This window comes from Pseudomonas sp. OV546 (assembly GCF_900116845.1).
Taxonomy (GTDB): domain Bacteria; phylum Pseudomonadota; class Gammaproteobacteria; order Pseudomonadales; family Pseudomonadaceae; genus Aquipseudomonas; species Aquipseudomonas petroselini.
The window spans coordinates 1-24,194 of the sequence record NZ_FPCE01000012.1; the positions used below are offsets into that span (position 1 = coordinate 1).

The window sequence follows — 24,194 nt, forward strand, 5'->3', positions numbered from 1 at the left end:
CCGTTGTCATCCCAGGCATACCGCGTGTCCATCTGCGAGAAACTGGCCCAATGCCGCACACACCGCGCCGCCTTACCAGCCCGTTCCCACTCCCAGTAGAAACTCGCCCCACCGGCCAAACCACGCTCAAGAATGACGTGCTGTTCGTCGTACCGATAAACCTCGCTTTCACCGACAGCATTGGTCGCAGAAACCAGTCGCCCAGCACCGTCATACGCGTAGGAAACAAGCTTCTGCTCCGTCACCCAGACGTATGGACCATCGTCCTTAAAGCGCTGGATCTGATAATCCACCGCCACGATCCGCCCCGACGCATAACGCAAAAACAACGAACGCCCGACACCGTTATCCAGCCGTTCAATCTGCCCCAGATAATTGCGGGAAATGCGCAACCGGTTGTCATACGCATCGCTGATCGCCGTCAGCGCCCCGTCGCGAAAGTGGTAGAACCGTGACGCCTGCGCCAGCACCAGTTCATCAGGCAACGACCCCAAGTAGATCGCCGCTTCGGCAAGGCTATTGGTGATTGCGGGGCGAGAAACGGAAGGCAAGGGCAGGGTGGTCGAGCGATTTTCATGATCGGTCCAAACAACCGAGTCGCCGGAAACAGCAAGCCGATGCGCCAGCGAGTGACTCCAGCCAAACCCCAACCCACAATCCATTTCCACCGCACTGGTGCGGTACAAGCGCGTCCACTCAAACGGCAAAATTCCGTCCAACGCCCCATCGGTCAGCGTCAGCAGTTCCTCGCCGGTGACCATCGACACCGGGCAACCGTTAGTGGCTGTTTTGTCGGAAGAGGCAGCCGCATCCCCGTTGGGATTGCGAGCAGCAGCCGGCACATCATCCACATGCTCTTTCTGCTTCAGCACCGCGTTCTGCCGCGCCTTCCAGCGCATCTGCATCGTGCCTTGCTTGAGGGCTCCGACCACCCCGCGAACCGCGACCGCCTTATAGCGATCCACGGCCTGCATGAACTTCGTCAGAATCGCCAAAAGACCCTTAACAAAGCTCACCGCTGCATCAAGAATCTGCGCCCCATACTTGACCAACCGCAGACTCAAATACGCCACACCCGCCGCAGGCAAGGCGATGGTCAACACCACGCCAATCACCAAGTCGATCAGCAGCGACACCACAAACCCAGCCGCCACGTTCGCTATTTCATTGGGTGGCAATGCATCCAACCAGATCATCGCCGTGCGCAACATCAGGTATAGCGCTGCCTCGTCACTGGCCAGCAACATGGCCTGTTCCATGACCTTGGGCGCATCGGTGGCGATCTGCGCCAACTTGGCCGCTTCGGTGCCCAACTGCTCGACGTACTTCAGCGGGTCTTCAAGAATCGCCTGCACCAGCTTGATGCTGTCCCACACATCACGAATCGCCGCCCAACTGCCCGCCAACAGGCCGCTGCCAATTGCACTGGCGGTTGAGCGTTCCCAGTGCGGTTTGAAGCCAGACCACTGCTCCCGAAGCCACCGCTCCAGATCCCCGGTCAGCCCGGCGTAAGAGGCAAACAGCGCGTCGACCTGTTCCTCGGACACCCCGCCTTGCACCCGCACCTGATAGCGCTCGCCCGCCGCGCAGTGGTGCGAGCCCTTACCCTGTTCATCCAGCATGATCACGGTGGAACTGCCATCATCCAGCCCGATGATCTCGACCGGGATATTGCCAATCGGCACGTCATACACCGACTCGAACAGGCTCTCGATCTTCAGCTCGCCGCCCACCGGGCAGCGGGTCACGGTCGAAAAGTCAGCATCGGAAAGGCTCACCGATTGCTGCGCATCCCCCACCCGCAACACCCGGTCCATCCCCAACAACGACGGCATGTCCAGCCCATGGCTCACGGCGTCCAGCGCACGCGAATACCACGTGCCCATCTGCTGGCGATAAATCACCAGGCTTTGATGAAAGCCGTCCAGTTCATGTTCGATCAGGGCAATGTGGGAAGCGTGGGTCATCCGTGACGTCTCGACAGAGGGCAAGGCGTCGGAGCATGCCGCAGCAAAAAGCGGCTGGATGAACGGTTGAGAAATTCAGAAAAGGCCGACTACACCGCGGGAAAATCCGCGAGAAACCCAGCTAAACGGCTACACAAAAAAGCGATAAACCTGATTGCATTCGTACGTCTCAAATAAAAATCGCTCTCATCCTTGCCCGATTTCCCGACATGGCCGTCATGGTTAATAGAACCTCCCTTACGCAGGATTTCCCATGTCGCGTCTCGCTCGTCCCTTGCATCCACTGGCCCTGTCAGTGGCGATGGCTTTTGCCGCCGTGCCGTTGCTCACCGTCCAGTCCTCCTTCGCCGAAGAGAGCAGCAGCACCGTGCGCAGTTTCTCGATTCCTGCCGGTGACTTGAGCCAGGCGCTCAATAGCCTGGCCGAGCAGGCGGGGTTGGTACTGGCATTCGATGCAAGCTTGACCCGGGGCAAGCGCAGCAAGGGATTGAGCGGTCCATACGACACCGATGTAGCGCTGAACCAGTTGCTCACCGGCAGCGGTTTGCAAGCGTTGAAGATCTCCGCCGATCGCTACCGTCTGGAAGCCATCCCGGAGAGCGGCGGCGCCATGGAGCTGCAGGCCACCACCATCAGCGGCGCCTACCAGAGCGAAAGCCCGACCGGGCCGGTGTCCGGCTATGTGGCCACGCGCAGCGTGTCGGGCACCAAGACCGATACCGCGCTGATCGAAACCCCGCAGTCGATTTCCATCGTCACAAAAGACCAGATGCGTGCGCAAAACGCCGAGAGCCTCAACCAGATCCTGCGCTACAGCGCCGCCGTCATCCCGGAAACCCGTGGCGCCACCGCGTCGCGTCTCGACCAGTTGACCATCCGCGGTTTCTCCCCGGCCACCTACCTGGATGGCCTGCGCATGCCATCGAGCCGTGACGCCTTGCCGCAGAAAGACGCCTTCGACCTGGAGCGCGTGGAAGTGCTGCGCGGCCCGGCGTCGGTGTTGTACGGGCAGGGCACGCCGAGCGGGGTGATCAACATGGTCAGCAAGCGCCCGCTGGACACGCCGTTTCACGAAGTGGGTGTGGAATACGGCACCTTTAACAAGAAGCGCACCACCTTCGACTTGAGTGGTCCGCTGGACGATCAGGGCGTGTATTCCTACCGTGTCGCCGGGCTTTTCGACGATGCGGATGGCCAGGTAGAGCACACCGAGACGCGCCGTCAGTCATTGTCCAGCGCCTTCACCTGGCGCCCGGACGACGCCACCTCGCTGACCCTGCTCGGGCATTTCCAGAAGGACCCCAAAGGCGCCTCCTACGGTTCGGTGCCGGCCTGGGGCTCGGTGCTGCATAGCCCGACCGGGCGCAGCATCGATGTGGATTTCTACGATGGCGAAAAGAACTTCGAGAAAAGCGACCGCGAGTATTACTCCATTGGCTGGGCGTTCGAGCATCACTTCGATGACGTGTGGACGGTACGCCAGAATGCGCGGTACCTGCGCAGCGAAGGCCAGTATCGCAGCCTCTACAGCAACTACCTGCAGACGGATTACCGCACCATTCGCCGTTCGACCATCGCCAGCGATGTCAACATGGATGCCTACACTCTCGACAACCAGTTGCAGGCCAAATTCGACACCGGCCCGCTGCAGCACACCTTGTTGATGGGGCTCGACTACCAGAACACCAGCACCGACACCCTGTCCGGGTCAGGCGTCTACACCGCAGGCCCGACCCTGGATATTTTCAATCCGGTGTATGGCGCGGCGGTCCCGGTGCCGGCCTACACCACCGATGGCACCTCGCGCAGCGAACAGACCGGTGCGTATCTGCAAGAGCAGATGAAGTGGGACAAATGGGTGTTGCTGCTGGGCGGTCGGTATGACTGGGCCAGCACCGATAACAGCACGCAGACCCTCAGCAGCGGTGCCAAGAGCAAGTCGTCGCTGGACAGCAAGGCGTTCACCGGCCGTATCGGCCTGGTTTACCTCTTCGATAACGGCCTGGCGCCGTATGCCAGCTACGCGGAGTCGTTCAACCCGCAATCGGGTACCGGTTACGGCGGTTCGGTGTTCAAGCCGACCGAAGGCAAGCAGTATGAAATCGGCATCAAGTACCAGCCGCCGGGCAGCAACAGCTTTATCACTGCAGCTATTTTCGACCTGCGCCAGACCAACGTGCTGACCACCGACCCGGACCCCACTCACCTGTGTGGCACCGGCCGTTGCCAGAGCCAGGACGGCGAAGTGCAATCGCGTGGCTTTGAACTGGAAGGCAAGGCCAGCCTCAACGATAACCTGGACATCACCGCCGCCTATGCCTACCTGGACAACCGCCTCAGCAAGTCCAACAACACCGTGCGTTATGCGCCCATCAGCGACATCGGCGTAGGCCCGGCCATCGCTGCCGAAGGCACCACCACGTACGGCGTGCCGCGCCACACCGCTTCCGCGTGGGCCGACTACACCTTCCACGACGGCCAGCTCAAGGGCTTCGGCGTTGGCGCAGGCGCGCGGTATGTCGGTTCGTCCTGGGGCGATACCGCCAACACCCTCAAAGTGCCGGGCTATACCCTGTTTGACGCAGCGGTGCACTACGACATCCCGAACATTACCCACCTCAAGGACAATCTGCGTTTGGCCCTCAACGCCACCAACTTGGCGAATAAAGAGTATGTCGCGTCCTGCTATTCCTACTCGTGGTGCTGGTATGGCTCGCAGCGCACCGTGCAGGCAAGTGCGACTTACCAGTGGTGATGAGGGGTAAATAAGGCACTTTAATGGCCCCCTTGTAACAAAATCCTCGCCAGAATCGCTTTTATTTTCAGGTGGTTAGGTGGGGATGCAAATGCGCACTGTTGGAATCATGCTGATCGCCTGCTCCCTGGCCGGCGGCGCGGCTGCCGTGCAGGCACGGGAGCTGCGCGAAGGTGACAAGTACATGTGCAGTTGGGGTGCCGGCACCGCCGCCAGGGCCCAGGAGCTCAAGTTGTCCGGGGTGTCGCTGTATGCGGCGCGGCAGAAGATCCAATCCATGAAATTCAATAAATCGTGGATGCGCATGATGGCCATGGGCATCACCGAACAAACCTACGACAGCCGCTCGCGGCTCAAGCCTGAGGCGATTCGCCAGGGTTTCTACCAGGATTGCGTGCGCTATAAAGTCGCGCGTAAGTGACCACTTAGCCCGACAACGGTGAGCGCTCATCGTCCTGGAAATACGCCTTTGCCGTTTCAATAAATCGCTGATTGGCCTGGGACAGGTACTCGTTGGCGCGCCAGCACAGGTTGAAGTGCATGAACTGCGCGGGCTCGAAAGAAACACCCACGAGCCCGGCTTCCTGCTCCTGCACTGAACGCAGCAGGGTGGATATGCCCATTCCGCTGCGGGTGGCGGTAATCACCAGCGGCACGAAATTACTCTCCAGGGCAATGCTGAACCGAACCCGAGCCGCGCTGCAAAAGGCGTCCAGCAGATGGCGCTGAAGGAAGGTGTTGTCGAACACCAGCATCGGCTCGTCCTGCAAGCGCGCGGCCGGGATGGACGACGCTGCCGCCAGTGGGTGCTGCGCATGCATGCACAACACCATTTCGTCGCTGCCGAGCAACACCGACTCCCAATCCGGGTCGACCCGCCGCGACTCCAGCAGCGCCACATCGATGTTCCGCGTGGCCAGGCGATTGCTGATGTCATCGGCGCTGCCTTCCACCACATGCATGGCGATGCCGGGGTAGAGCGCGCGAAATTGCATCAGCAATTCGGGAATATGACGGATGCCATACATCGGCGGCACGCCGACGCGGATCTCGCCGCTGTGCAACTGGGTCAGGTCCTGCAATTCACGCCGGGCACCGGCCAACCCTTCAAGGCACGCCTCGGCACGCGCCAGGAACAACTGCCCTTCGGCCGTCACGCTGATCTGCCGCGTGGCACGGTTGAACAGGGCTACGCCCAGCTCCTCTTCCAGGCGACTCACCGCCATGCTCAGCGCCGGTTGTGCCACGTGCAACGCCTGGGCCGCCTTGGTGAAGCCGCCTTGACGGGCGATTTCGACGCAGTACTCCAACGCTTTCAGGTTCATACGGGCTCGCATAAAAAAGTGTGATGAGTGGCTTCACAAATGGATATTTTCTGTGATGAAGGCAAGTCTATAACCTGTCGGCATTCTTCTCCATGCCGAGTGCCACACGATGCCCAACTTTCGCGCCTATTGGCTTGTCACCCTGATCGTCGGCGCCCTGGGCGGTAGCCTTGCCAGTTGGGCGGGGTGGCCATTGCCGTGGGTGATTGGCTCGCTGGTGGCCGTGATGCTGACTCGCTGCGCCGGTGGCCGGGTGCCGGAGATTCCCCATGGGCGCCACGTCGGGCAACTCATCGTGGCGGTCGCCATCGGCTGTCATTTCACGTTGCCGGTGATGCAGCAGGTGGCGGCCCACCTTGGGCTGATCGTCACGGCCGTGTTGCTGACGTTGGTGCTGGCGTTGTGTTCGGTGCTGATCCTGCATCGCTGGGGCGTGGCCTTCGGCACGGCGTTCTTCGCCTTGATGCCCGCCAATTCCAGCGAGATGGTGCACCTGGGTCGCCAACGGCAGGCGGATACTGCGTTCATCGCGGCCGCCCACAGCATCCGGTTGCTGCTGATCCTGCTGACGGTTCCTGCCGTTGCCACCTTCGGCCTGCCCGCGATGGCTGCGCCTGCGCCATTGCCGGTGATCTGGCCATGGCTGATCTTCATCCTGGCGATGGGCTGGCTGGCGGCCCTGGGTTTCAAGCAATGCAAGCTGCCCAACCCGTGGACGTTCGGGCCGTTCCTGATCTGCGCGGTGGGGGTGGGCTGCAATAACTTGTCGATGAGCATGCCGGGCTGGCTCAGCGGCAGCGGGCAGTTGCTGATCGGCTGTGCATTGGGCGTCGCGTTTGACCGCAGTTTCTTCCGTCGTGCGCCGGGTCTGCTGGCCAAGGTGCTGCTGTTATTGACCGCTTCGGTGATCACCACAGCGTTGGCTGCCTGGGCGCTCGGCGCCGGGTTGGGCATGCCGTGGTTGTCGCTGGCCCTGGGCATGATGCCCGGCAGCGCACCGGAAATGAGCCTCACCGCCGAGGCCCTGGGCCTGGCCGTGACGCTGGTGACGGCGATGCAGGTGATCCGCATGCTGTTGATCCAGGCGGCGTGCTTGCCACTTTATCGCCTGCTGAATCCGGAGTCGCAGGTGCAAGCACCGGTCAGTGCAAAATCTGCGTAAGCCTGTCCAACTTCGCCTTGGCGCTCCTCGCCATACTGGGGTCAGGTAAATGAAGAGGAACAGGCGATGACTGACTACGTATTGACACCCACCCCAACCCCATCCCTCGCGGTACAGGGCAGTGCAGCGCGCTTCCCGCTGCGCCGGGTGTTCTGTGTGGGCCGCAACTACAGCGAGCACGCGCGTGAGATGGGGCATGACCCGGACCGTGAGCCGCCATTCTTCTTCATGAAACCGGCGGACGCCGTGGTGCCGGCCGAAGGCGTGATCGCTTATCCGCCGCTGACCGCCGACCTGCACCACGAAGTGGAACTGGTGGTGGCCATCGGCAAGGACGGGGTGAACATCAGCCCGGAACAGGCGTTTTCCCACATCTGGGGGTACGGTGTCGGCATCGACCTGACCCGTCGCGACCTGCAAGCCCAGGCGAAAAAGCTCTCGCGTCCGTGGGAATGGGCCAAAGCGTTTGATGAGTCCGCGCCAAGCACCGCACTGCAACCGGTGAGTGCGGTAGGGCACCCGTCCAGCGGCAGAATCTGGCTCCAGGTCAATGGCGAACAACGCCAGGTGGGCGATCTGGCTGACCAGATCTGGTCTGTCAGTGAAGTGATCAGCCATGCCTCCAACGCTGTCGCGCTCAAGGCCGGCGACCTGATCTTCACCGGCACGCCCGCCGGCGTTGGCGCGTTGCAGCCAGGCGATGTGGTCACCGCCGGCATCGACGGCATCGGCGAGTTACGTTTCACCCTCCGCCAACGTTGAGGCTAAAGTGGGGCCCAGGCCACCCGAGAGACCCTTATGCCAGGCACCCGCGTTACCACTTACGGCATGGAACAGCGCAGCGACCGCCCCGACTTTTACATCCGCGACAAACGCGCGAGGGCGGCGCTCACCCATCCTCATCGCCATGAGTATTTCCAGATCCAGATCAACCTGGGCGGCGACACCGTGCAGCACATCGGCGGCGCGGTGCGGCCGTTTCCGCGCAAGGCGCTGGCGTTTATCCTGCCTCACCGGTTGCATGTGATTCCCCATCCCGAGGACGGCGAGTTCATGCTGATCAACTTCAGCCAGGCGTTTTTCCTGCCGCAACTGACGTGCGATCCCCTGGACCTGGAAGACATCCCCATCGGCCAGGCCCCCGAGCTGTCGCCGTTTCGCTTCCAGGAACAGCTGGACTTCATCCTCGATGATGCGGCCTTCACTCATGTGCAAACCTGGCTCACGCACATGCGCGAGCTCGACGCTCGCCGTACCTTCGGCGCGCGCGAGCGCCTCAAGGGCTACCTGTTTCAACTGGTCGGCCTGGTGTGTGAGCAGTACGCCGAGCCCTTGCAAGCCCTGGCCGCCAACAATGCCACGCGACGTGGGCGCAAGGATGCATTAGCGCGTGTGCAGGGGTACATTCGCGAACACCTGCATGAGCCGACCCTCAACCTGACCGACACGGCCGCCGCTGCGTTCCTGTCACCCAACTACCTCACCCACCTGTTGCGCAAGGAAACCGGTAAACCTTTCTCGCACCTGGTGCTCGACCGGCGCATGCAGTTGGCGCGCACGTTGTTGCTCAACAGTGCGCAACTGATTGGCCCCATCGCGCACCGTTGCGGGTTTACCGATGAGGCGTATTTTTCCCGTTGTTTCCGCAAGGCCCATGGGTTAGCGCCGGGGCAATTTCGTCGCCAACAGCAGGGGGATGCGGTGTAGGCCACAGGTTTACAAATCCACGACAATCGCTGTGTTTGTATTTGCATACAATTGCGACCTTCATCAGGGAGGCCAGTATGCAAACAACGATCCGGGCGGCGACACAGGACGATGTCGATACGCTGTTCACTATCCGTACTTCAGTGGTGCAAAACCACTTGAGCGTCGCGCAGATGGCCGGTTTGGGCATCACCCCGCAGGGGCTGGCCGATAGCATCCGCGCCGCGCCCTGCGCATGGATCGCTGAAGTGAATGGCCAGCCGGCCGCCTTCAGCATGGTCGACCTGGCCACGGGCGACGACGTACGTTACGAGAAGAGCAGGGCGCCGTAAGCTCATGAACGCACCCGAGCTGCCGTCCTCCCATAGCTTTCGCTACTTCGCCGTCGCGGTACTCTGCGTCGCGGTGTTGCTGGGCATCTATTTCGTCCGGCTCAACGCCGACGTGGACCGCGAACGGGAAGCCGCCAATGAGCGCCTGGCACTGTGTAGGCAGGTGGAAAGTGTGGCGCGTTCGGTGTTGTCTAATACTCTTGAAACCCGAGACACATGCGAGCAGTTGATCGGGCACACACCGATAAGTGCCACACCGCGTTAATCCAATAACCCTTTTTTATAAGTGGAAATATAGGCGCTAGTTGCACCAAAAAGTGGCACTTATATACCTGCCTACCTTAAAAAAGGTGTGGTTATTGAACGACTTACGGCGCTTTTAATCCGACGAAAGGAATAAAATAATCTTGTTACGGCTTTTTACAGTCGGTACTATAGCCGGGCGTTCACCTCCCACGGTTTATGCATTTTTAAATCCCAAGTTTCCATCAGCTACTTGGGATTTTTTTTGCCTGAAATTTGGCCTCGACGTCAAACTTCGGCGTTGCTGAACTCCGCACGCATCCGCCCGTTACGTTTGGCCTGGTACAGCAACTTGTCGACTTCTTCGACAAACACCAGCATCGGACTCTCAGGTTTTACCAGGCGAGTGCCGACGCCGAGGCTCAAGGTCAGCAGGTTCGAGACCGCCGAAAAACCATGCTCGATCTGCTGCTGGCGGATCAGATGCAGGCAGCGTTGCGCAACTTGCCTGGCCGACGCGGCATCGGTTTCCGGCAGCAGCCACACAAACTCTTCGCCACCGATACGCGCAATGAAATCCCGTGGCCGGTTGGCTGCCTTGGACAGGGTGTGTGCGACGTGACGCAAGCACTCATCGCCCTTGATGTGGCCGTAGTGGTCGTTGTACTGCTTGAAAAAATCGATATCCAGAATGATCAATGACAGGGGTAACTGGCTGCGTTGGGCGCTGGCCCATTCCCGTTCCAGCACGGTGTCGAACATGCGCCGGTTGGCGATGCCGGTCAGGCCATCCTGGTAGGAATATTCCTCGAGTTGTTTTTGCAGGCGCACCAAGTGCTCTTCGGTTTTCTTGCGCTCACTGATATCGAACATAAAACCGATCAGCGCCTCGACCTCACCGTCCTTACGCACCACATGCACCACGTCACGAATCCACACGTAGTCGCCGTTCACGGTCAGCGCCCGGTAATCCGCCTCATGGTCCACCCCGGCGCGAGATTGCGATACGCAGAAATTCACCACGTATTCGCGGTCGTCCGGGTGCATGCGCTCGACCCAATCGTCCACGCTGACCCAGCTTTGCGGGGTCCAGCCGAGTAATGTCTCGATCTGTGGGCCGATGTAGCTGAAGGTCATCGTCTGCCAATCGATGCGCCAGGGGATGGCCTTGGTCGACTCCAGCAAGGTCTTGTACACATCGCTGTCGGGCTGGCTCGGAGGGTCGATACTCATGGTGGGCTGCTCACAATGATGGCCAAAAGCCAAGAGCGTCTTTTGATCGGCGCGTGGAGTCAAGTGCTCACCGACGCAGCAGACGGGAGGTATCTTTGAACCGGTGTCCGGTCGGGTCGAGCTGCTGCTGACGGGCGTGTCCCCGGAGGGTTTGGACAGCATCCGTTCCGTCTCAAACCTGATTGGCGAGTTGCGCACCGAGATCAAGGCCGGGCGCCGTGGGTTTGCGGCGGTCAGCTAGCCGTTGACGGTGTGGGACGGCGTGTCGAGCGCGCCGTAATAACGCCAGCAGCAATGGCGGTGTTCCGGCACGATCACACAGCCGCTGAGGCTGACGATCAGCAATGCGGCAACCAGCATGGAAAGTCGGCGGTACATGGTGTTTCCTCTCGGGTTGATCAGCGTTAATCCTTCAACGCTGCCACCTGCATAAATCCGTCGCGAAGCTTTCAAACATTTCATCAAGCCCCGCCATCCCCTGGGCAATACTGCCCATAAATAATCCGCGCGTTCTGCGACGGATTATTTCGTACCCGCCGTTCAACCCATCAGCGACCTGCACTTTCGCGCGTTGCATGAAGGAGTTGCCATGAGACCCCTGGCCAAATTGCGTTTTGCCTTGCTTGCTCCGCTGGCCCTCGCCGCGTGTATCAGCACCCCGGTGTTTGCCCAGACCGAAATCATCATCCGCCAGGCGCCGCCGCCGGCACGCGTGGAAGTGATCCCCGTGGAACGTCCGGGTTACGCCTGGGACCGTGGGCACTGGCGCTGGGAAGGGCGCGGTTACGCTTGGGTGCCGGGGCACTGGCAGCCGGTCATGCGCAATGCGCGCTGGGAGCCGGGCCATTGGGAAGCGCATGGCCCCAACTGGTACTGGCGTGAAGGGCATTGGATCCGCTGAAGTCTTAGAGAACTGCCCGATTGAAAGACACTGATCCGGACGTTGAACTGCTGGCGCGTATCGGGAACAACGAACCTGCGGCCGTCAACGAAATGGTGACGCGCAAACTGCCGCGTCTGCTGGCGCTTGCCGGCCGGATCCTGGGGGATGCCGACGAAGCCAGGGACGTGGCCCAGGAAAGCTTCCTGCGCATCTGGCGGCATGCGGCCAGTTGGCGCAGTGGCGAAGCGCGCTTCGACACCTGGTTGCACCGGGTGGCGCTCAACCTGTGCCATGACCGTTTGCGTCGGCGCAAGGAGCGCCCGCTGGCCGAGGCGGACACGCTGGCGCTGGCGGACAGCGCGCCGCCGCTGGATGAACAGCTGGAAACCACTGAGCGCAACGCCCGCATGGCCGCCGCCTTGGCGGCATTGCCCGAGCGTCAGCGCGAAGCCATTGTGTTGCAGTACTACCAGGAGCTGTCGAACATCGACGCCGCGGCCCTGATGAATATCAGCGTCGAGGCACTGGAGAGCCTGCTGTCGCGGGCCCGACGCCAGTTGCGCAGTCAACTTGCCGACACACCCGGGCTTGCCCGCCCAGGAAGGGGAACATCATGACACCCGAACGATTTGCTTATCTGGCCGACGCCTATGGGGCCGACTTACGGCGTTGGCCTGCGGCCGAGCAAGGCGCGGCCCAGGCGCTGCTCGACAGCGCGAACCCCAGCGCCCGCGAAGCCCTGGAACAGGCGGGCTGGCTGGACGCCCAACTGGACAGCCATCAAGCGGTATTGGCTGACCCGGCCCTGGCCCGACAGATCCGTCAGTCAGCGCCGCGCCGCGTGTCGTTCTGGTCGCGCTATGCCGCTTGGCTGTCACCTGCGGGCTTGGTGGGCGTGGGCATCGCCGGGGTCGTCACCGGCATGCTGGTGGCGTCCATGAGCGTGCCGCTGCCGATGCTGTCCTCCGAGGTGCTGCCCAGCGTCTTCGATCAGGGTGATGCGCAAGTCATCTTTACCGTCAACGCCGAGGAAGCCGAGCAATGACCGCCCAATCCCTGAAACCGTGGTTGCTTGTTTCGGTATTGCTCAATGTGTTTTTGATCGGTGGGGTGGGCGGTGGCCTGTACCACTGGATGGCTGGCGCCAAGCCTGCCGACATGGTGGTCAACCAGCATGGCTTGCGTCAGGCCATGATCAAGTTGCCGCCGGAGCGGCGCAGGGAGTTGCGCCAACTGTTGCGCCACAACAGTGCTGACAGCCAGCCGTTGATCATGGCCGGGCGTGCGGCGCGCCTGGGGGTGATCAAGCAACTGGAAGCGCCGACGCTGGACCGGGACGTGCTGGTCACCGAGTTGGCCAAGGCCCGCGAAGCGGATATGGCACTTCGTGCGTTGGTGGACACGACCTTGGCGCAGTTCGCCAGCACCTTGCCCCAGGATGAACGGCAGAAACTGGTGGAGGCGTTGTACTTGCGCGGGCAGGGTAAACCTGGAGAAAAGCTCAATAAGCCGGTGTTGAATTCGAGATGACGGGCAAAAAAAATCCCGCCTGTAAGGGCGGGATCAGGATTCAGGGTAGCCCGTGAATCAGGAAGGGAACAGCTCGCTCAGCTTCATCGCCAGCATCATGTCGCCTTCGGTGCGCAGCTTGCCGCCCATGAAGGCCTGCATGCCGTCGGTGGAGCCGTCGACGATGCCTTCCAGGGTTGCGCTGTCCATGACCAGGGTCACTTGGGCGTCCGGGTTCTCGCCTTCGTGCAGTTCACAGGTCTTGTCTTTGACGACCAGGGAAAAGTTCTTGGTGTCGTCGATACGGAAACCGAACACCAGGTCCAAGCCTTCGGCAGCGCTTGGGTTGAATTTGGCTTTCATTGCTTCTACAGCTTTGGCTACGTCAGTCATGGTTTCGATCCTTTAGGGTGGAGTCCAGTGACCTTGGGGTCACGGTTGGCCGCAGTTCATCGGAACGTGATGAGCTGCGGCGCCTTCAACAGTTGCAAGTGGGTATGACTGTTGAAGGAAGCCAGTGCCACCTCGCGACCACGGAATTTCAGCTGGTTGAGCGAGGTGTTAACAATTTGCCAGTTCAGTTCGAAGGCCTGGGCCGCGGGCATTCGGGTAATCAGGTGGAGCAGGGCGGTGATGGTGCCACCGGAGGTGAACACTGCGATCTTCTGCGAGTTGTCCGCCGCTTCCAGAATGCGTTGCAGGCCACCTTGGACGCGCTCCACAAAGCCCAACCAGCTCTCCAACCCAGGTGGGTCATAGGTGCCGGCCAGCCAGCGGTCAATGATCAGGGCGAAGATGCGCTGGAATTCGCTGCGGTTCTGCGCGGCATTGCGCAGGATCTCCAGGGCCTCGGGTTCGGTGCTGAGCAGGTCGGGCAGCAGGGCGCGGATGATCGCTTCTGCATCGAATTCGTTGAACGCGCTATCGGTTTCCAGGGCCGGCACCGGCAGGCCGAGGGCGTGGTACTGATCGAAGGCGGCGGTGGCGGTGTGCTGCTGGCGGCGCAGGTCGCCGGCCACGCAGCGGTCGAAGACCAGGCCCATGTCCGCCAGGTGGCGACCGAGCACTTGCGCCTGCTCCACGCCGACGGGCGACAAGACGTCGTAGTCGTCTGCACCGAAGGAGGCCTGGCCATGTCGAATCAGATAGATGCTGCCCACGTCCGTTTTCCCGGTACGTTGAAAGTCAGGCGAGGTTATGAGGATGCCTGCGAGCTGTCAATGAAAAAACATACGCTTGTTTTAAAAGCGCGTTAGAGCGCTGGGTTGCTGGCTGTTTGATCACTGGCCCGAACGCGATGCCGTCGGTATGCTGGGGCAATCCGCGCCCGGCGCACCGCACTTGTAAGGAGAACTATGGATTTTTTGGCCGAATACGCGAGCTTTCTGGCGAAGACCGTCACCCTGGTGGTCGCTATTCTGGTGGTATTGATCAGCTTTGCCGCGCTGCGCAGCAAGGGCCGTCGCAAGTCCGCCGGCCAATTGCAGGTCAGCAAACTCAATGATTTCTACAAGGGCCTGCGTGAGCGCCTGGAGTCGAGCCTGCTCGACAAGGACCAGCTCAAGGCCCTGCGCAAGTCCGAAGGCAAAGCCGAAAAGAAGAAGGGCAAGCACAAAGCCGACGCCAAGCCTCGGGTGTTTGTGCTGGATTTCGACGGCGATATCAAGGCCTCGGCCACCGAAAGCCTGCGTCATGAAATCACCGCCTTGCTGAGCCTGGCCACGCCCAAGGACGAAGTGGTGCTGCGCCTGGAAAGCGGCGGCGGCATGGTCCACAGCTATGGCTTGGCCTCGTCGCAACTGGCGCGTATCCGTCAGGCCGGCGTGCCCTTGACCGTGTGCATCGACAAGGTCGCGGCCAGCGGCGGCTACATGATGGCGTGCATCGGCGAGAAGATCATCAGCGCCCCGTTTGCCATCCTCGGCTCGATTGGCGTGGTGGCGCAGTTGCCCAACGTCAACCGCCTGCTGAAGAAGCACGATATCGACTTTGAAGTCCTGACGGCCGGCGAGTACAAACGCACCCTCACGGTGTTTGGCGAAAACACCGAGAAAGGCCGCGAGAAGTTCCAGGAAGACCTGGACATCACTCACCAGCTGTTCAAGAACTTCGTCTCGCGTTACCGCCCGCAGTTGGCCATCGATGACGTAGCGACCGGGGAGGTGTGGTTGGGTGTTGCAGCCCTCGACAAGCAACTGGTCGACGAACTGCAAACCAGCGACGAATACCTGGCCACCAAGGCCAAGACCGCCGAGGTGTTCCACCTGCACTATGCCGAACGCAAGAGTTTGCAAGAGCGCGTAGGCCTGGCGGCCAGTGGCTCGGTAGACCGGGTATTGCTGACGTGGTGGAGCCGGCTGACCCAGCAACGGTTCTGGTAATCCGATTGCCAGAACATGATAGCTACAACTGTAGTGAGCGGGCTTGCCCCGCGCTGGGCTGCGAAGCGGCCCCCATCCAGTCACCGCGCGCTTTCAGACAAACCGCGGTAGTAGGGTTCAGGGCCGCTTCGCAGCCCAGCGCGGGGCAAGCCCGCTCACTACAGGTTGCTCTGTACTCTCAAAAGAAGTCGGCTACGCCAACCGCGTCAGGATCAGGCAGCACGACACCGCTCCCGCATCCAGCACCCCCCGCGACCGCTCGCCGAGCCGACTGGCTCGACCAATCTTCGCCACCAGATCTCGCAAGCAAGCCACCTCCCACATGGGCTTTGGGTGTGCTTGAAGTACAGGTTTTGTAATAGTTTTGCGTTGTAGGAAATTTGTGTTTCGAATGTAGGATTCAAGTCCTTTTGTTATTTCAGGACTTGCATGAACACCCTCTCGGAGCCTCCCAGTCGTCTTTCCCCAAGACATCCGCTGCCGTTGCTGTCTTTCGAACACCCCGTATTCCGACTGCTAGCCTTGTACCGGTCCACTGACCGCACTTTGCCGTGCCCGGCATTCTGAACATTGACTGAAGAGACTCTATAAATGGAATGGTTAGCGGATCCAACGGCCTGGCTCGGCCTGTTGACCTTGATTGTGCTGGAACTGGTGCTCGGCATCGACAACCTGGTGTTTATCGCGATCCTGGCGGACAAACTGCCACCGGAGCAGCGCGACCGTGCGCGCCTGATCGGTTTGTCCCTGGCATTGCTGATGCGCCTGGGCCTGTTGGCGAGCATTTCCTGGTTGGTGACCCTGACCCAGCCGCTGTTCGAGGTGTTCGACAAGAGCTTCTCCGGGCGTGACCTGATCATGCTGTTTGGTGGTGTGTTCCTGCTGTTCAAGGCCACCATGGAATTGCATGAGCGCCTCGAAGGCCACGTGGCCCAGCGCACGGGCAATGTGGCCTACGCGATGTTCTGGCCGATCGTGGCGCAGATCGTGGTGCTCGACGCGGTGTTCTCCCTCGACGCGGTGATCACCGCCGTGGGCATGGTGGACGAGCTGGCGGTGATGATGATCGCGGTGATCGTGTCCATCGGCCTGATGATCGTGGCGAGCAAGCCGTTGACCCGCTTCGTCAACGCACACCCCACCGTGATCATGCTGTGCCTGGGCTTCTTGATGATGATCGGTTTCGCCCTGACCGCCGAAGGCCTGGGCTTCCATATTCCGAAAGGCTACCTGTACGCGGCCATTGGTTTCTCGATCCTGATCGAAGTGTTCAACCAGATCGCCCGTTCACGCCGCAAGAAGTCCGCGCAAGGTGTGTTGCCGGTGCGTGAGCGCACCGCCCACGCGGTGATGCGTTTGCTCGGCGGCCGCAGCCTGGCGGTGGAGGAGGTGGATGAAGAGGTTGCCGATCTGCTGGGCGAGTCGGACGCGAGCCAAGCCCCGCTGTTTGATCGACGCGAGCGTGTGATGATCAGCGGCGTGCTGCAATTGGCCGAACGGCCGATCCGCACGCTGATGACGCCACGGGCCAAGGTTGACTGCATCGATCTGGCGGATGATCCCGACAGTATTCGCCTGAAACTGATGCATTCGTCCTACTCGCGGCTGCCGTTGATCCGCAACGGGGCCGTCGACGAGCCGCTGGGCTTCGTGCACAAGAAGGAGCTGCTCAAGGAATACCTGGCCGGCAATGAGCCGAACCTGGAGCACTTGGCGCGCCGCGCTATCAATCTGCTTGAGAGCTTTTCGATCCTCAACGCCTTGGAGCAGATGCGCCAGGAGTCCACCCACATTGCGTTCGTGATCAACGAATTTGGTGACTTCATGGGCGTGTTGAGCATGACCGACATTCTCGAGTCCATCGCCGGTGAGTTGCCGGACGCCAGTGAGATCGAGGGGCCGGATATCGTTGAGGAAGGCGATGGCTTCCGTGCCAATGGCGCCTTGAACCTTAATCTGGTGCGTCAGCGCACCGGCTTCAAGGCTGTTGCGACCGAGGATTACCAGACGCTGGCTGGCCTGGTCATGAGCCTGTTGGATCGCCTGCCAGTGGTGGGCGATAGCCTGGAGCACGAGGGCTGGCGCCTGACGGTCGCGGCCGTTGAGGAGCGCCGGGTGACGCAGGTGCGTCTGGTGCCTGCTGCTGCGCATAGCGGCTGAATAGCTCGTTGAGTGTTTGCTCCTGGGTTTCCCTGGGGCCAAACCCGTTGAGTGTTTCCTTGATTTTGCCATTGGCGTGCACCACCAGTGTGGGCGTGCTAATCACCTGTTCGAGCCTGGGGGTTTTGGCGGTATCAAGCACCAGGCTTTTCACTGCCGGGTTGTATTTTTTGGCGATGGGTTCAAAAAGCTCCGCAGCGATTGTGCAGCCCGGACACGTCTGCGAAACAAACAACATGAAAACGGTCGGGTGCGCAGCCAGCACTGACTGATATTCCTCGTTGCTGGCAATGACGTCTGTGGCAATTCCCATGGTGATCTCCCTGTCGGCTGCGGTGTTTGGGCCAACGCTAAGCTGGGATATCACCCCCGTCTACTGTCAACCTTCACAGGTCGCCGTTACGCTCCACGCGTTCGCGCGCCTTGCGTGCCTGGCTTGCACATTTCTTGTATTCCAGATTGTCCCGTGAGGCCTTCGCCTGGCGGTAGCCATGGTGGTTCTGACTGGTGTAGTTGGTGCTCAAGGCGTCATTGAGCTTGCGCAGTTCTTCTTTGCATTCGCGACGGTCGTTGCTGGCCGAGGCGCTGCCGGCCGTCAGGAAAGCGAGCAAAACCAGGGTGAGACGGAGCTTCATCAGGGCGGGGTCCTTGTCGGCAGAGATGTGCCAAGGCTAGTCCAGTGTGGGGATTTTTCCAGGCTGCAGGCGCACTGCAACGGTGCGCGGCAAGGTGGTTGTGGCGCACTCGATTGAGGCCTGTCACCGGCATGTGGGGCCTTGGGTAGCAATGTGATTCCAGATGCTGGCGTAACGCCTTGCCGCTTATGAATAGTCATCTGACTGATTTATAACGAATTTAGAGACGTCATATTTTTCTGTTTCGGCGTGTGGCACACTTTCTGCTGTCTATTCCGTTGTTACATACTAAGTTCCGGTATAGCGGAATACACAACTCCTGGAGTGCTTGTCATGCATCACCGACCTTCCGTGTTTAAAGCGTGTGTTTTTCTCTTCGCCGCATCGGCTTCCCTCGCCAGCGTAGTGCAGGCGGCGGACAGCAAGCTCGATGATGTGCTCAAGCGTGGGCACCTGATCGTGGGTACAGGCAGTACCAATGCGCCGTGGCACTTCCAGGGAGCGGATGGCAAGTTGCAGGGGTTTGATATCGACATCGGCCGCATTGTGGCCAAGGGCTTGTTCAACGACCCGAGCAAGGTCGAGTTCGTGGTGCAGTCCTCCGATGCACGGATTCCCAACTTGCTGACCGACAAGGTCGACATGAGTTGCCAGTTCATCACCGTCACCGCCAGCCGTGCGCAGCAGGTGGCCTTCACCCTGCCGTACTACCGCGAAGGCGTGGGCCTGCTGCTGCCGAACAACAGCAAGTACAAAGAGATCGAAGACCTGCAGGCCGCCGGCGACGGCGTCACCGTGGCCGTGCTGCAAAACGTCTACGCCGAAGAGCTGGTGCACCAGGCGCTGCCCAAGGCCAAGGTCGACCAGTACGACAGCGTCGACCTGATGTACCAGGCCGTGAACTCCGGTCGCGCCGATGCCGCCGCCACCGACCAGTCCTCGGTCAAGTACCTGATGGTGCAGAACCCAGGCCGCTACCGCAGCCCGGCCTACGCCTGGAGCCCACAGACCTACGCGTGCGCCGTCAAGCGTGGCGACCAGGACTGGCTGAACTTCGTCAACACCGCGCTGCATGAAGCCATGACCGGCGTGGAGTTCCCGACCTACAAGGCCTCGTTCAAGCAATGGTTCGGTGTGGACCTGCCGGAGCCGGCGATCGGCTTCCCGGTTGAGTTCAAGTAAATCGAAAACCTGGGGCGTCGCTGAAGGCGCCCCAATCAGGTACTGCCGACCATGAACTATCAGTTGAACTTTGCCGCCGTGTGGCGCGACTTCCCCAGCTTGCTGGCGGGGCTCGGCCTGGGCCTTGAGCTGGCGCTGCTGTCGATTGCGATGGGCTGCGTGATCGGCCTGATGATGGCGTTTGCCATGCTGTCCAGGCACAAGGCGCTGCGCGTGCTCGCCTCGGTGTACGTGACGGTGATCCGCAATACGCCGATCCTCGTGCTGATCCTGTTGATCTACTTCGCCTTGCCCAGCCTGGGCATCCGCCTGGACAAGATCCCGTCGTTCATCATCACCTTGTCGCTGTACGCCGGTGCCTACCTGACCGAAGTATTCCGCGCCGGGCTGTTGAACATTCCCAAGGGCTTGCGTGAAGCCGGGCTGGCCATCGGTTTGGGTGAGTGGCGTATCCGTGCCTACATCACCGTGCCGGTGATGCTGCGCAACGTGCTGCCCGCGCTGTCGAACAACTTCATTTCGCTGTTCAAGGACACCTCGCTCGCCGCCGCCATCGCGGTGCCCGAGCTGACCTATTACGCCCGCAAGATCAACGTCGAAAGCTACCGGGTGATTGAAACCTGGCTGGTCACGACCGCGCTCTACGTGGCCGCCTGTTACCTCATTGCCATGCTGCTCCGTTACCTGGAACAGCGTCTGGCGATCCGTCGTTAAGGAAGGTTTCCATGTACGAATCCCCCAGCTGGTTGCATGAGTTGTGGATCGCCCGGGATACCCTCTGGGCGGGCTTCCAAGCCAGCGTTTATGTGTCAGCGTTGGCGATTATCTTTGGCACCCTGATCGGCATCGTCACCGGATTGGTCCTCACCTACGGCAAATTCTGGATGCGTGCGCCGTTCCGCCTGTACGTCGACCTGATCCGTGGCACGCCGGTGTTTGTACTGGTATTGGCGTGTTTCTACATGCTGCCGGCGCTCGGTTGGCAGATCAGCGCGTTCCAGGCCGGTGCGGTCGGGCTGACGCTGTTCTGCGGCTCCCACGTTTCGGAAATCGTGCGCGGTGCGCTGCAAGCCATTCCCCGTGGGCAACTGGAAGCGGGCAAGGCGATCGGCCTGACGTTCTACCAGTCCCTGGGTTACGTGCTGTTGCCCCAGGCGCTGCGCCAGATCCTGCCGACCTGGGTCAATTCCTCCACGGAAATCGTCAAGGCCTCGACCTTGCTCTCGGTGATCGGCGTGGCCGAGTTGCTGCTGAGCACCCAGCAAGTGATTGCGCGCACTTTCATGACCCTGGAGTTCTACCTGTTCGCCGGGTTTCTGTTCTTTGTCATCAACTACGCCATCGAGTTATTCGGGCGCTACATTGAAAAGCGGGTGGCCTTGCCATGAACCAACCTCAAACCAACCCACCGCTGCTGAACATCCGCGGCCTGCGTAAACAATACGGTGAGGTCGAAGTGCTCAAGGGCGTCGACCTGTCCATGCAGCGCGGCAATGTGGTGACCTTGATCGGGTCCAGCGGCTCGGGCAAGACCACGCTGTTGCGCTGCGTCAACCTGCTGGAGGAATTCCAGGGCGGGCAGATCACCCTGGATGGGGAGTCCATCGGCTACAGCGAAATCGCCGGCAAGCGCGTGCGTCACCCCGAGCGCGTGATTGCCCAGCACCGGGCGATGACCGGCATGGCGTTCCAGCAGTTCAACCTGTTCCCGCACTTGACCGCGTTACAGAACGTCACCTTGGGCTTATTGAAAGTTAAGAAAATGCCTAAGGACGAGGCAGTGGTATTGGCAGAAAAATGGCTGGACCGCGTAGGACTTTTGGAGCGCCGCAACCACTTTCCCGGCCAGCTGTCCGGCGGCCAGCAACAGCGTGTGGCGATTGCACGTGCGATTGCGATGAACCCCAGCCTGATGCTGTTTGACGAAGTCACCTCGGCCCTCGACCCGGAATTGGTGGGCGAAGTGCTCAGCGTGATCAAGGGCCTGGCGGAGGAGGGCATGACCATGTTGCTGGTCACCCACGAGATGCGCTTTGCCTATGAAGTCTCGGACAAAATCGTTTTCATGAACCAGGGCCGCATTGAAGAGCAGGGCACCTCGAAGGATATTTTTGAACGCCCGCAATCGCCGCGCCTGGCGGAATTTCTCAAGAACATTCGTTTTTAATCAGGAGCATAGTTTTATGAGCATCACTCGTTACGGTGCCGGCAGTACTGCCGGCGGCGGCCAGCCCCGTCCCTTCGCCCGCGCCGTGGAAGCGGACGGTTGGTTGTACGTCTCGGGCCAAGTGCCTGCGGTGGACGGCGAAATCATCACCGGCGGGATCATCGAGCAAACCCGCCAGACCCTGCGCAACGTGGTGGCGATCCTTGAAGAAGCCGGCTACGAGCTCAAAGACGTGGTGCGCGTTGGTGTGTGGCTGGAAGACCCACGGGACTTCTGGAGTTTCAACAAGGTGTTCGGCGAATACTTCACCCCGGAACACGCCCCGGCGCGCGCCTGTGTGCAGGCCAACATGATGGTTGATTGCAAGGTGGAGATCGATTGCGTGGCCTACAAGAAAAAAGGCTAAATGCCCCCACTCTCAAGCCCACCGCAAATCCAATGTGGGAGGGGGCAAGCCCCCTTCCACAGTAGAATTGTGTCGTACCCAACAACTTCGACCGGACCGAAATTGCCATGACCGAAGACACCATCAAACGCCGCGCCAAAGGCCTGGACCGTGCATTCGATATCCTCGATTTTCTCAAGGAAATCGGTCAGCCCCTGCGCCCGAATGATATTGCCAGCGGCATCGGCAGCCCCAAGTCCACCGTCTACGAATTGGTCGCGTCCCTCCTGGAGCGACGCATCCTGGAAACGGTGGGCAAGGACGGCCACGTTTACCTCGGCCGCCAGTTGTACTTTCTCGGCCAGGCGCACTTGCGTCATTTTGACCTGACCCGCGAGGCCGACCATGCCTTGCAGGAGATCGTCAGCCAGACCCACGAAACCGCGCAGATGTGCCTGCTCAACGGGCGCAAATACACAGTGGCGCTGATGCGCGAGGGCGAGCGGCATTTTCGCATTTCCTCGGACATCGGTGAAAACGCACCGATCCCGTGGACGGCGTCCGGGCGCCTGTTGCTGGGGCACTTGAGTGACCAGCAGATCGTCGACCTGATCGACCACGATGACTTCATCCTGCCGGACGGCCAGCGCCTGCCGCTGGAGACGTTCCTGGCACAAATCCGCCAGGCCACCCTCGATGGGTTCTTTTCCTTCGACAGCGTGGCCGACACCTTTACCCATTGCTTTGCCGCCCCGGTGCGGGACGCGCAAGGCATCAGCATTGCGACCCTGTGCATCGTCGCCCCACGCGCCGATGCCAGCAAAAACTACAACGACTATCGCCGGGTGTTGATCGAAAGCGCCAACAACCTGGCCCGGCGCATCAACGAATAGGAGTTTCCATGTCTGCCCTCAACGCTGTTGAAAAAGGCGCCGCCGCCGTCGGTGCCCACCTGGTCCGCGATGTCAGCCTGCCGGCCCTGGTGCTGCACCGCGACGCCCTGGAACACAACATCCGCTGGATGCAGGACTTTGTCAGCAAGAGCGGCGCGGAACTCGCGCCCCACGGCAAGACCAGCATGATGCCGGCGCTGTTCCAGCGCCAGCTCGCCCAAGGCGCCTGGGGCATCACCCTGGCCAACGCGGTGCAGACCCGCGCGGCCTACGCCGGCGGTGTACGCCGTGTGCTGATGGCTAACCAACTGGTGGGCGCGCCGAACATGGCGCTGATCGCCGACCTGCTGGCCGACCCGGATTTCGACTTCCACTGCATGGTCGATCACCCCGATAACGTTGCCGACCTGGGCCTGTTCTTCGCCGCCCGTGGCTTGCGCCTGAACGTGATGATCGAATACGGCGTGGTCGGTGGCCGTTGCGGGTGCCGCAGCGAGCAGGAGGTGCGCGACTTGGCCAAGTCGATCAAGGCGCAGCCGTCCCTGGCCCTCACCGGTATCGAAGGCTATGAAGGTGTGATCCACGGCGAGCACGCCATCAGCGGCATCCGCGACTTCGCGGCCAGCCTGGTGCGCCTGGCGGTGGACCTGCAGAACAATGGCGCTTTCGACTTGCCCAAGCCGATCATCACGGCCTCGGGTTCGGCCTGGTATGACCTGATCGCCGAGTCGTTCGAAGAGCAAAACGCTGCCGGTCGCTTCCTCAGCGTGCTGCGCCCCGGCAGCTACGTGGCCCATGACCACGGCATCTACAAAGACGCGCAATGCTGCGTGCTCGACCGCCGCAGCGACCTCAGCGAAGGCTTGCGCCCGGCCCTGGAAGTCTGGGCCCACGTGCAATCGATGCCCGAGCCGGGCTTTGCGGTGATCGCCCTGGGCAAGCGCGACGTTGCCTACGACGCCGGCCTGCCGGTGCCGCTCAAGCGCTACAAGGCCGGGATTCTCCCGGCGCAAGGCGATGACGTGGGGGCGTGCAAGGTCACGGCGGTGATGGACCAGCACGCGTTCATGACCGTAGCGCCTGGGGTTGAACTGCGTATTGGCGACATCATTTCGTTCGGCACTTCGCACCCGTGCCTGACCTTTGACAAGTGGCAGGTCGGCTGCCTGGTGGATGAGCAGTTGCAGGTCATCGAGTCTCTGCATACCTGCTTCTAGACCGCGCCGTTCCTATCGCGGGTATGCCCCCTCCCACCATTGAATAGGTTCACACATC

Annotated in this window: 27 protein-coding genes and 3 pseudogenes; 21 read left to right on the forward strand and 9 right to left on the reverse strand. The window is 60.9% G+C overall.

What is annotated here, in order from left to right; translation table 11 throughout:
* Positions 1-1,967 (reverse strand): RHS repeat domain-containing protein (locus tag BM403_RS23655; RefSeq protein ID WP_175538099.1); only part of this gene is annotated, 1,967 nt, incomplete at its 3' end.
* Positions 1,968-2,220: 253 nt separating this feature from the next.
* Between BM403_RS23655 and BM403_RS23660 the strand changes: the two genes are divergently transcribed.
* The gene (locus tag BM403_RS23660) at positions 2,221-4,722 is read left to right on the forward strand and encodes a TonB-dependent siderophore receptor (protein ID WP_093545258.1); all 2,502 of its coding nucleotides are present in this window, start codon (positions 2,221-2,223) and stop codon (positions 4,720-4,722) included.
* Between the two features lie 91 nt (positions 4,723-4,813).
* Positions 4,814-5,143 (forward strand): hypothetical protein, encoded by a 330-nt coding sequence (locus BM403_RS23665; RefSeq protein ID WP_043206222.1) that lies wholly within the window; start codon positions 4,814-4,816, stop codon positions 5,141-5,143.
* Between the two features lie 4 nt (positions 5,144-5,147).
* On the opposite strand, the gene BM403_RS23670 is transcribed toward BM403_RS23665, so the two are convergent.
* Complete coding sequence (locus BM403_RS23670) at positions 5,148-6,047, reverse strand: LysR family transcriptional regulator (RefSeq protein WP_093545261.1); 900 nt, start codon at positions 6,045-6,047, stop codon at positions 5,148-5,150.
* Between the two features lie 109 nt (positions 6,048-6,156).
* On the opposite strand from BM403_RS23670, the gene BM403_RS23675 reads away from it, so the two are divergent.
* From BM403_RS23675 to BM403_RS23695, 5 genes and pseudogenes are all read left to right on the forward strand, one after another.
* Positions 6,157-7,209 (forward strand): AbrB family transcriptional regulator, encoded by a 1,053-nt coding sequence (locus BM403_RS23675; RefSeq protein WP_093545263.1) that lies wholly within the window; start codon positions 6,157-6,159, stop codon positions 7,207-7,209.
* 66 nt (positions 7,210-7,275) lie between these two features.
* A complete protein-coding gene (locus tag BM403_RS23680; RefSeq protein WP_012723802.1) occupies positions 7,276-7,971 on the forward strand; it encodes a fumarylacetoacetate hydrolase family protein in 696 nt (231 codons plus the stop codon).
* A gap of 36 nt (positions 7,972-8,007) precedes the next feature.
* Positions 8,008-8,916, forward strand: a complete 909-nt coding sequence (locus BM403_RS23685) for a helix-turn-helix transcriptional regulator (protein ID WP_093545266.1) — start codon at positions 8,008-8,010, stop codon at positions 8,914-8,916.
* 77 nt (positions 8,917-8,993) lie between these two features.
* A pseudogene (locus BM403_RS23690) lies at positions 8,994-9,215 on the forward strand (GNAT family N-acetyltransferase); the annotation flags it as partial.
* Between the two features lie 37 nt (positions 9,216-9,252).
* Positions 9,253-9,513 (forward strand): hypothetical protein, encoded by a 261-nt coding sequence (locus tag BM403_RS23695; protein ID WP_093545269.1) that lies wholly within the window; start codon positions 9,253-9,255, stop codon positions 9,511-9,513.
* Positions 9,514-9,779: 266 nt separating this feature from the next.
* Here BM403_RS23695 and BM403_RS23700 read toward each other — a convergent pair whose 3' ends face one another.
* Positions 9,780-10,724 carry a sensor domain-containing diguanylate cyclase gene (locus tag BM403_RS23700; RefSeq protein WP_043205241.1) on the reverse strand — a complete coding sequence of 315 codons (945 nt, stop codon included), beginning with the start codon at positions 10,722-10,724 and terminating at the stop codon, positions 9,780-9,782.
* A gap of 103 nt (positions 10,725-10,827) precedes the next feature.
* On the opposite strand from BM403_RS23700, the gene BM403_RS23705 reads away from it, so the two are divergent.
* Entirely contained in the window at positions 10,828-10,965 is a 138-nt protein-coding gene (locus BM403_RS23705; RefSeq protein WP_311132829.1) for a hypothetical protein, read from the forward strand.
* On the opposite strand, the gene BM403_RS31930 is transcribed toward BM403_RS23705, so the two are convergent.
* Positions 10,962-11,102, reverse strand: coding sequence for a hypothetical protein (locus tag BM403_RS31930; protein WP_163825752.1), 141 nt, complete (start codon positions 11,100-11,102; stop codon positions 10,962-10,964). The genes BM403_RS23705 and BM403_RS31930 overlap by 4 nt on opposite strands.
* Positions 11,103-11,313: 211 nt before the next feature.
* On the opposite strand from BM403_RS31930, the gene BM403_RS23710 reads away from it, so the two are divergent.
* From BM403_RS23710 to BM403_RS23725, 4 genes are read left to right on the forward strand one after another with little or no spacing between them, the layout of a single operon-like run.
* The gene (locus tag BM403_RS23710; RefSeq protein WP_046034053.1) at positions 11,314-11,625 is read left to right on the forward strand and encodes a YXWGXW repeat-containing protein; all 312 of its coding nucleotides are present in this window, start codon (positions 11,314-11,316) and stop codon (positions 11,623-11,625) included.
* A gap of 20 nt (positions 11,626-11,645) precedes the next feature.
* Positions 11,646-12,224, forward strand: a complete 579-nt coding sequence (locus BM403_RS23715) for an RNA polymerase sigma factor (protein WP_012723809.1) — start codon at positions 11,646-11,648, stop codon at positions 12,222-12,224.
* A complete protein-coding gene (locus BM403_RS23720; RefSeq protein ID WP_012723810.1) occupies positions 12,221-12,652 on the forward strand; it encodes a hypothetical protein in 432 nt (143 codons plus the stop codon). The genes BM403_RS23715 and BM403_RS23720 overlap by 4 nt, the downstream gene beginning before the upstream one ends.
* Complete coding sequence (locus tag BM403_RS23725; protein WP_046034055.1) at positions 12,649-13,137, forward strand: periplasmic heavy metal sensor; 489 nt, start codon at positions 12,649-12,651, stop codon at positions 13,135-13,137. The genes BM403_RS23720 and BM403_RS23725 overlap by 4 nt, the downstream gene beginning before the upstream one ends.
* 57 nt (positions 13,138-13,194) lie before the next feature.
* On the opposite strand, the gene BM403_RS23730 is transcribed toward BM403_RS23725, so the two are convergent.
* Together BM403_RS23730 and BM403_RS23735 are read right to left on the reverse strand one after the other, a co-directional pair.
* Complete coding sequence (locus BM403_RS23730) at positions 13,195-13,509, reverse strand: SCP2 sterol-binding domain-containing protein (RefSeq protein WP_093545272.1); 315 nt, start codon at positions 13,507-13,509, stop codon at positions 13,195-13,197.
* 56 nt (positions 13,510-13,565) lie between these two features.
* A complete protein-coding gene (locus tag BM403_RS23735) occupies positions 13,566-14,276 on the reverse strand; it encodes a histidine phosphatase family protein (protein ID WP_012723813.1) in 711 nt (236 codons plus the stop codon).
* 195 nt (positions 14,277-14,471) lie between these two features.
* On the opposite strand from BM403_RS23735, the gene sohB reads away from it, so the two are divergent.
* Entirely contained in the window at positions 14,472-15,497 is a 1,026-nt protein-coding gene (gene sohB / locus BM403_RS23740) for a protease SohB (protein WP_012723814.1), read from the forward strand.
* Positions 15,498-15,689: 192 nt separating this feature from the next.
* Here sohB and BM403_RS23745 read toward each other — a convergent pair.
* Positions 15,690-15,800 (reverse strand): annotated as a pseudogene (locus BM403_RS23745) (DAK2 domain-containing protein); the annotation flags it as partial.
* Positions 15,801-16,088: 288 nt separating this feature from the next.
* On the opposite strand from BM403_RS23745, the gene BM403_RS23750 reads away from it, so the two are divergent.
* Entirely contained in the window at positions 16,089-17,657 is a 1,569-nt protein-coding gene (locus BM403_RS23750; protein ID WP_093545275.1) for a TerC family protein, read from the forward strand.
* A 22-nt stretch (positions 17,658-17,679) separates the two neighbouring features.
* On the opposite strand, the pseudogene BM403_RS23755 reads toward BM403_RS23750, so the two are convergent.
* Together BM403_RS23755 and BM403_RS23760 are read right to left on the reverse strand one after the other, a co-directional pair.
* Positions 17,680-17,970 (reverse strand): annotated as a pseudogene (locus BM403_RS23755) (thioredoxin family protein); the annotation flags it as partial.
* Between the two features lie 73 nt (positions 17,971-18,043).
* Positions 18,044-18,292 (reverse strand): hypothetical protein, encoded by a 249-nt coding sequence (locus BM403_RS23760; RefSeq protein ID WP_012723816.1) that lies wholly within the window; start codon positions 18,290-18,292, stop codon positions 18,044-18,046.
* A 333-nt stretch (positions 18,293-18,625) separates the two neighbouring features.
* Between BM403_RS23760 and BM403_RS23765 the strand changes: the two genes are divergently transcribed.
* The 7 genes from BM403_RS23765 to BM403_RS23795 all read left to right on the forward strand — a co-directional run bounded on the left by BM403_RS23765 (position 18,626) and on the right by BM403_RS23795 (position 24,136).
* On the forward strand, positions 18,626-19,474 hold the full coding sequence (locus BM403_RS23765) for a transporter substrate-binding domain-containing protein (protein ID WP_012723817.1): 849 nt from the start codon (positions 18,626-18,628) through the stop codon (positions 19,472-19,474).
* A 51-nt stretch (positions 19,475-19,525) separates the two neighbouring features.
* Positions 19,526-20,188: an amino acid ABC transporter permease gene (locus BM403_RS23770; protein WP_093545278.1), complete on the forward strand. Its 663-nt coding sequence runs from the start codon at positions 19,526-19,528 to the stop codon at positions 20,186-20,188.
* Positions 20,189-20,199: 11 nt separating this feature from the next.
* Entirely contained in the window at positions 20,200-20,862 is a 663-nt protein-coding gene (locus BM403_RS23775) for an amino acid ABC transporter permease (RefSeq protein WP_093545281.1), read from the forward strand.
* Positions 20,859-21,641, forward strand: coding sequence for an amino acid ABC transporter ATP-binding protein (locus BM403_RS23780; protein WP_046034056.1), 783 nt, complete (start codon positions 20,859-20,861; stop codon positions 21,639-21,641). The genes BM403_RS23775 and BM403_RS23780 overlap by 4 nt, the downstream gene beginning before the upstream one ends.
* A 16-nt stretch (positions 21,642-21,657) precedes the next feature.
* A complete protein-coding gene (locus BM403_RS23785; RefSeq protein WP_012723821.1) occupies positions 21,658-22,047 on the forward strand; it encodes a RidA family protein in 390 nt (129 codons plus the stop codon).
* 107 nt (positions 22,048-22,154) lie between these two features.
* Positions 22,155-22,919, forward strand: coding sequence for an IclR family transcriptional regulator (locus BM403_RS23790; protein WP_012723822.1), 765 nt, complete (start codon positions 22,155-22,157; stop codon positions 22,917-22,919).
* 8 nt (positions 22,920-22,927) lie between these two features.
* A complete protein-coding gene (locus BM403_RS23795; RefSeq protein ID WP_093545283.1) occupies positions 22,928-24,136 on the forward strand; it encodes an amino acid deaminase in 1,209 nt (402 codons plus the stop codon).
* Positions 24,137-24,194: the final 58 nt, after the last annotated feature.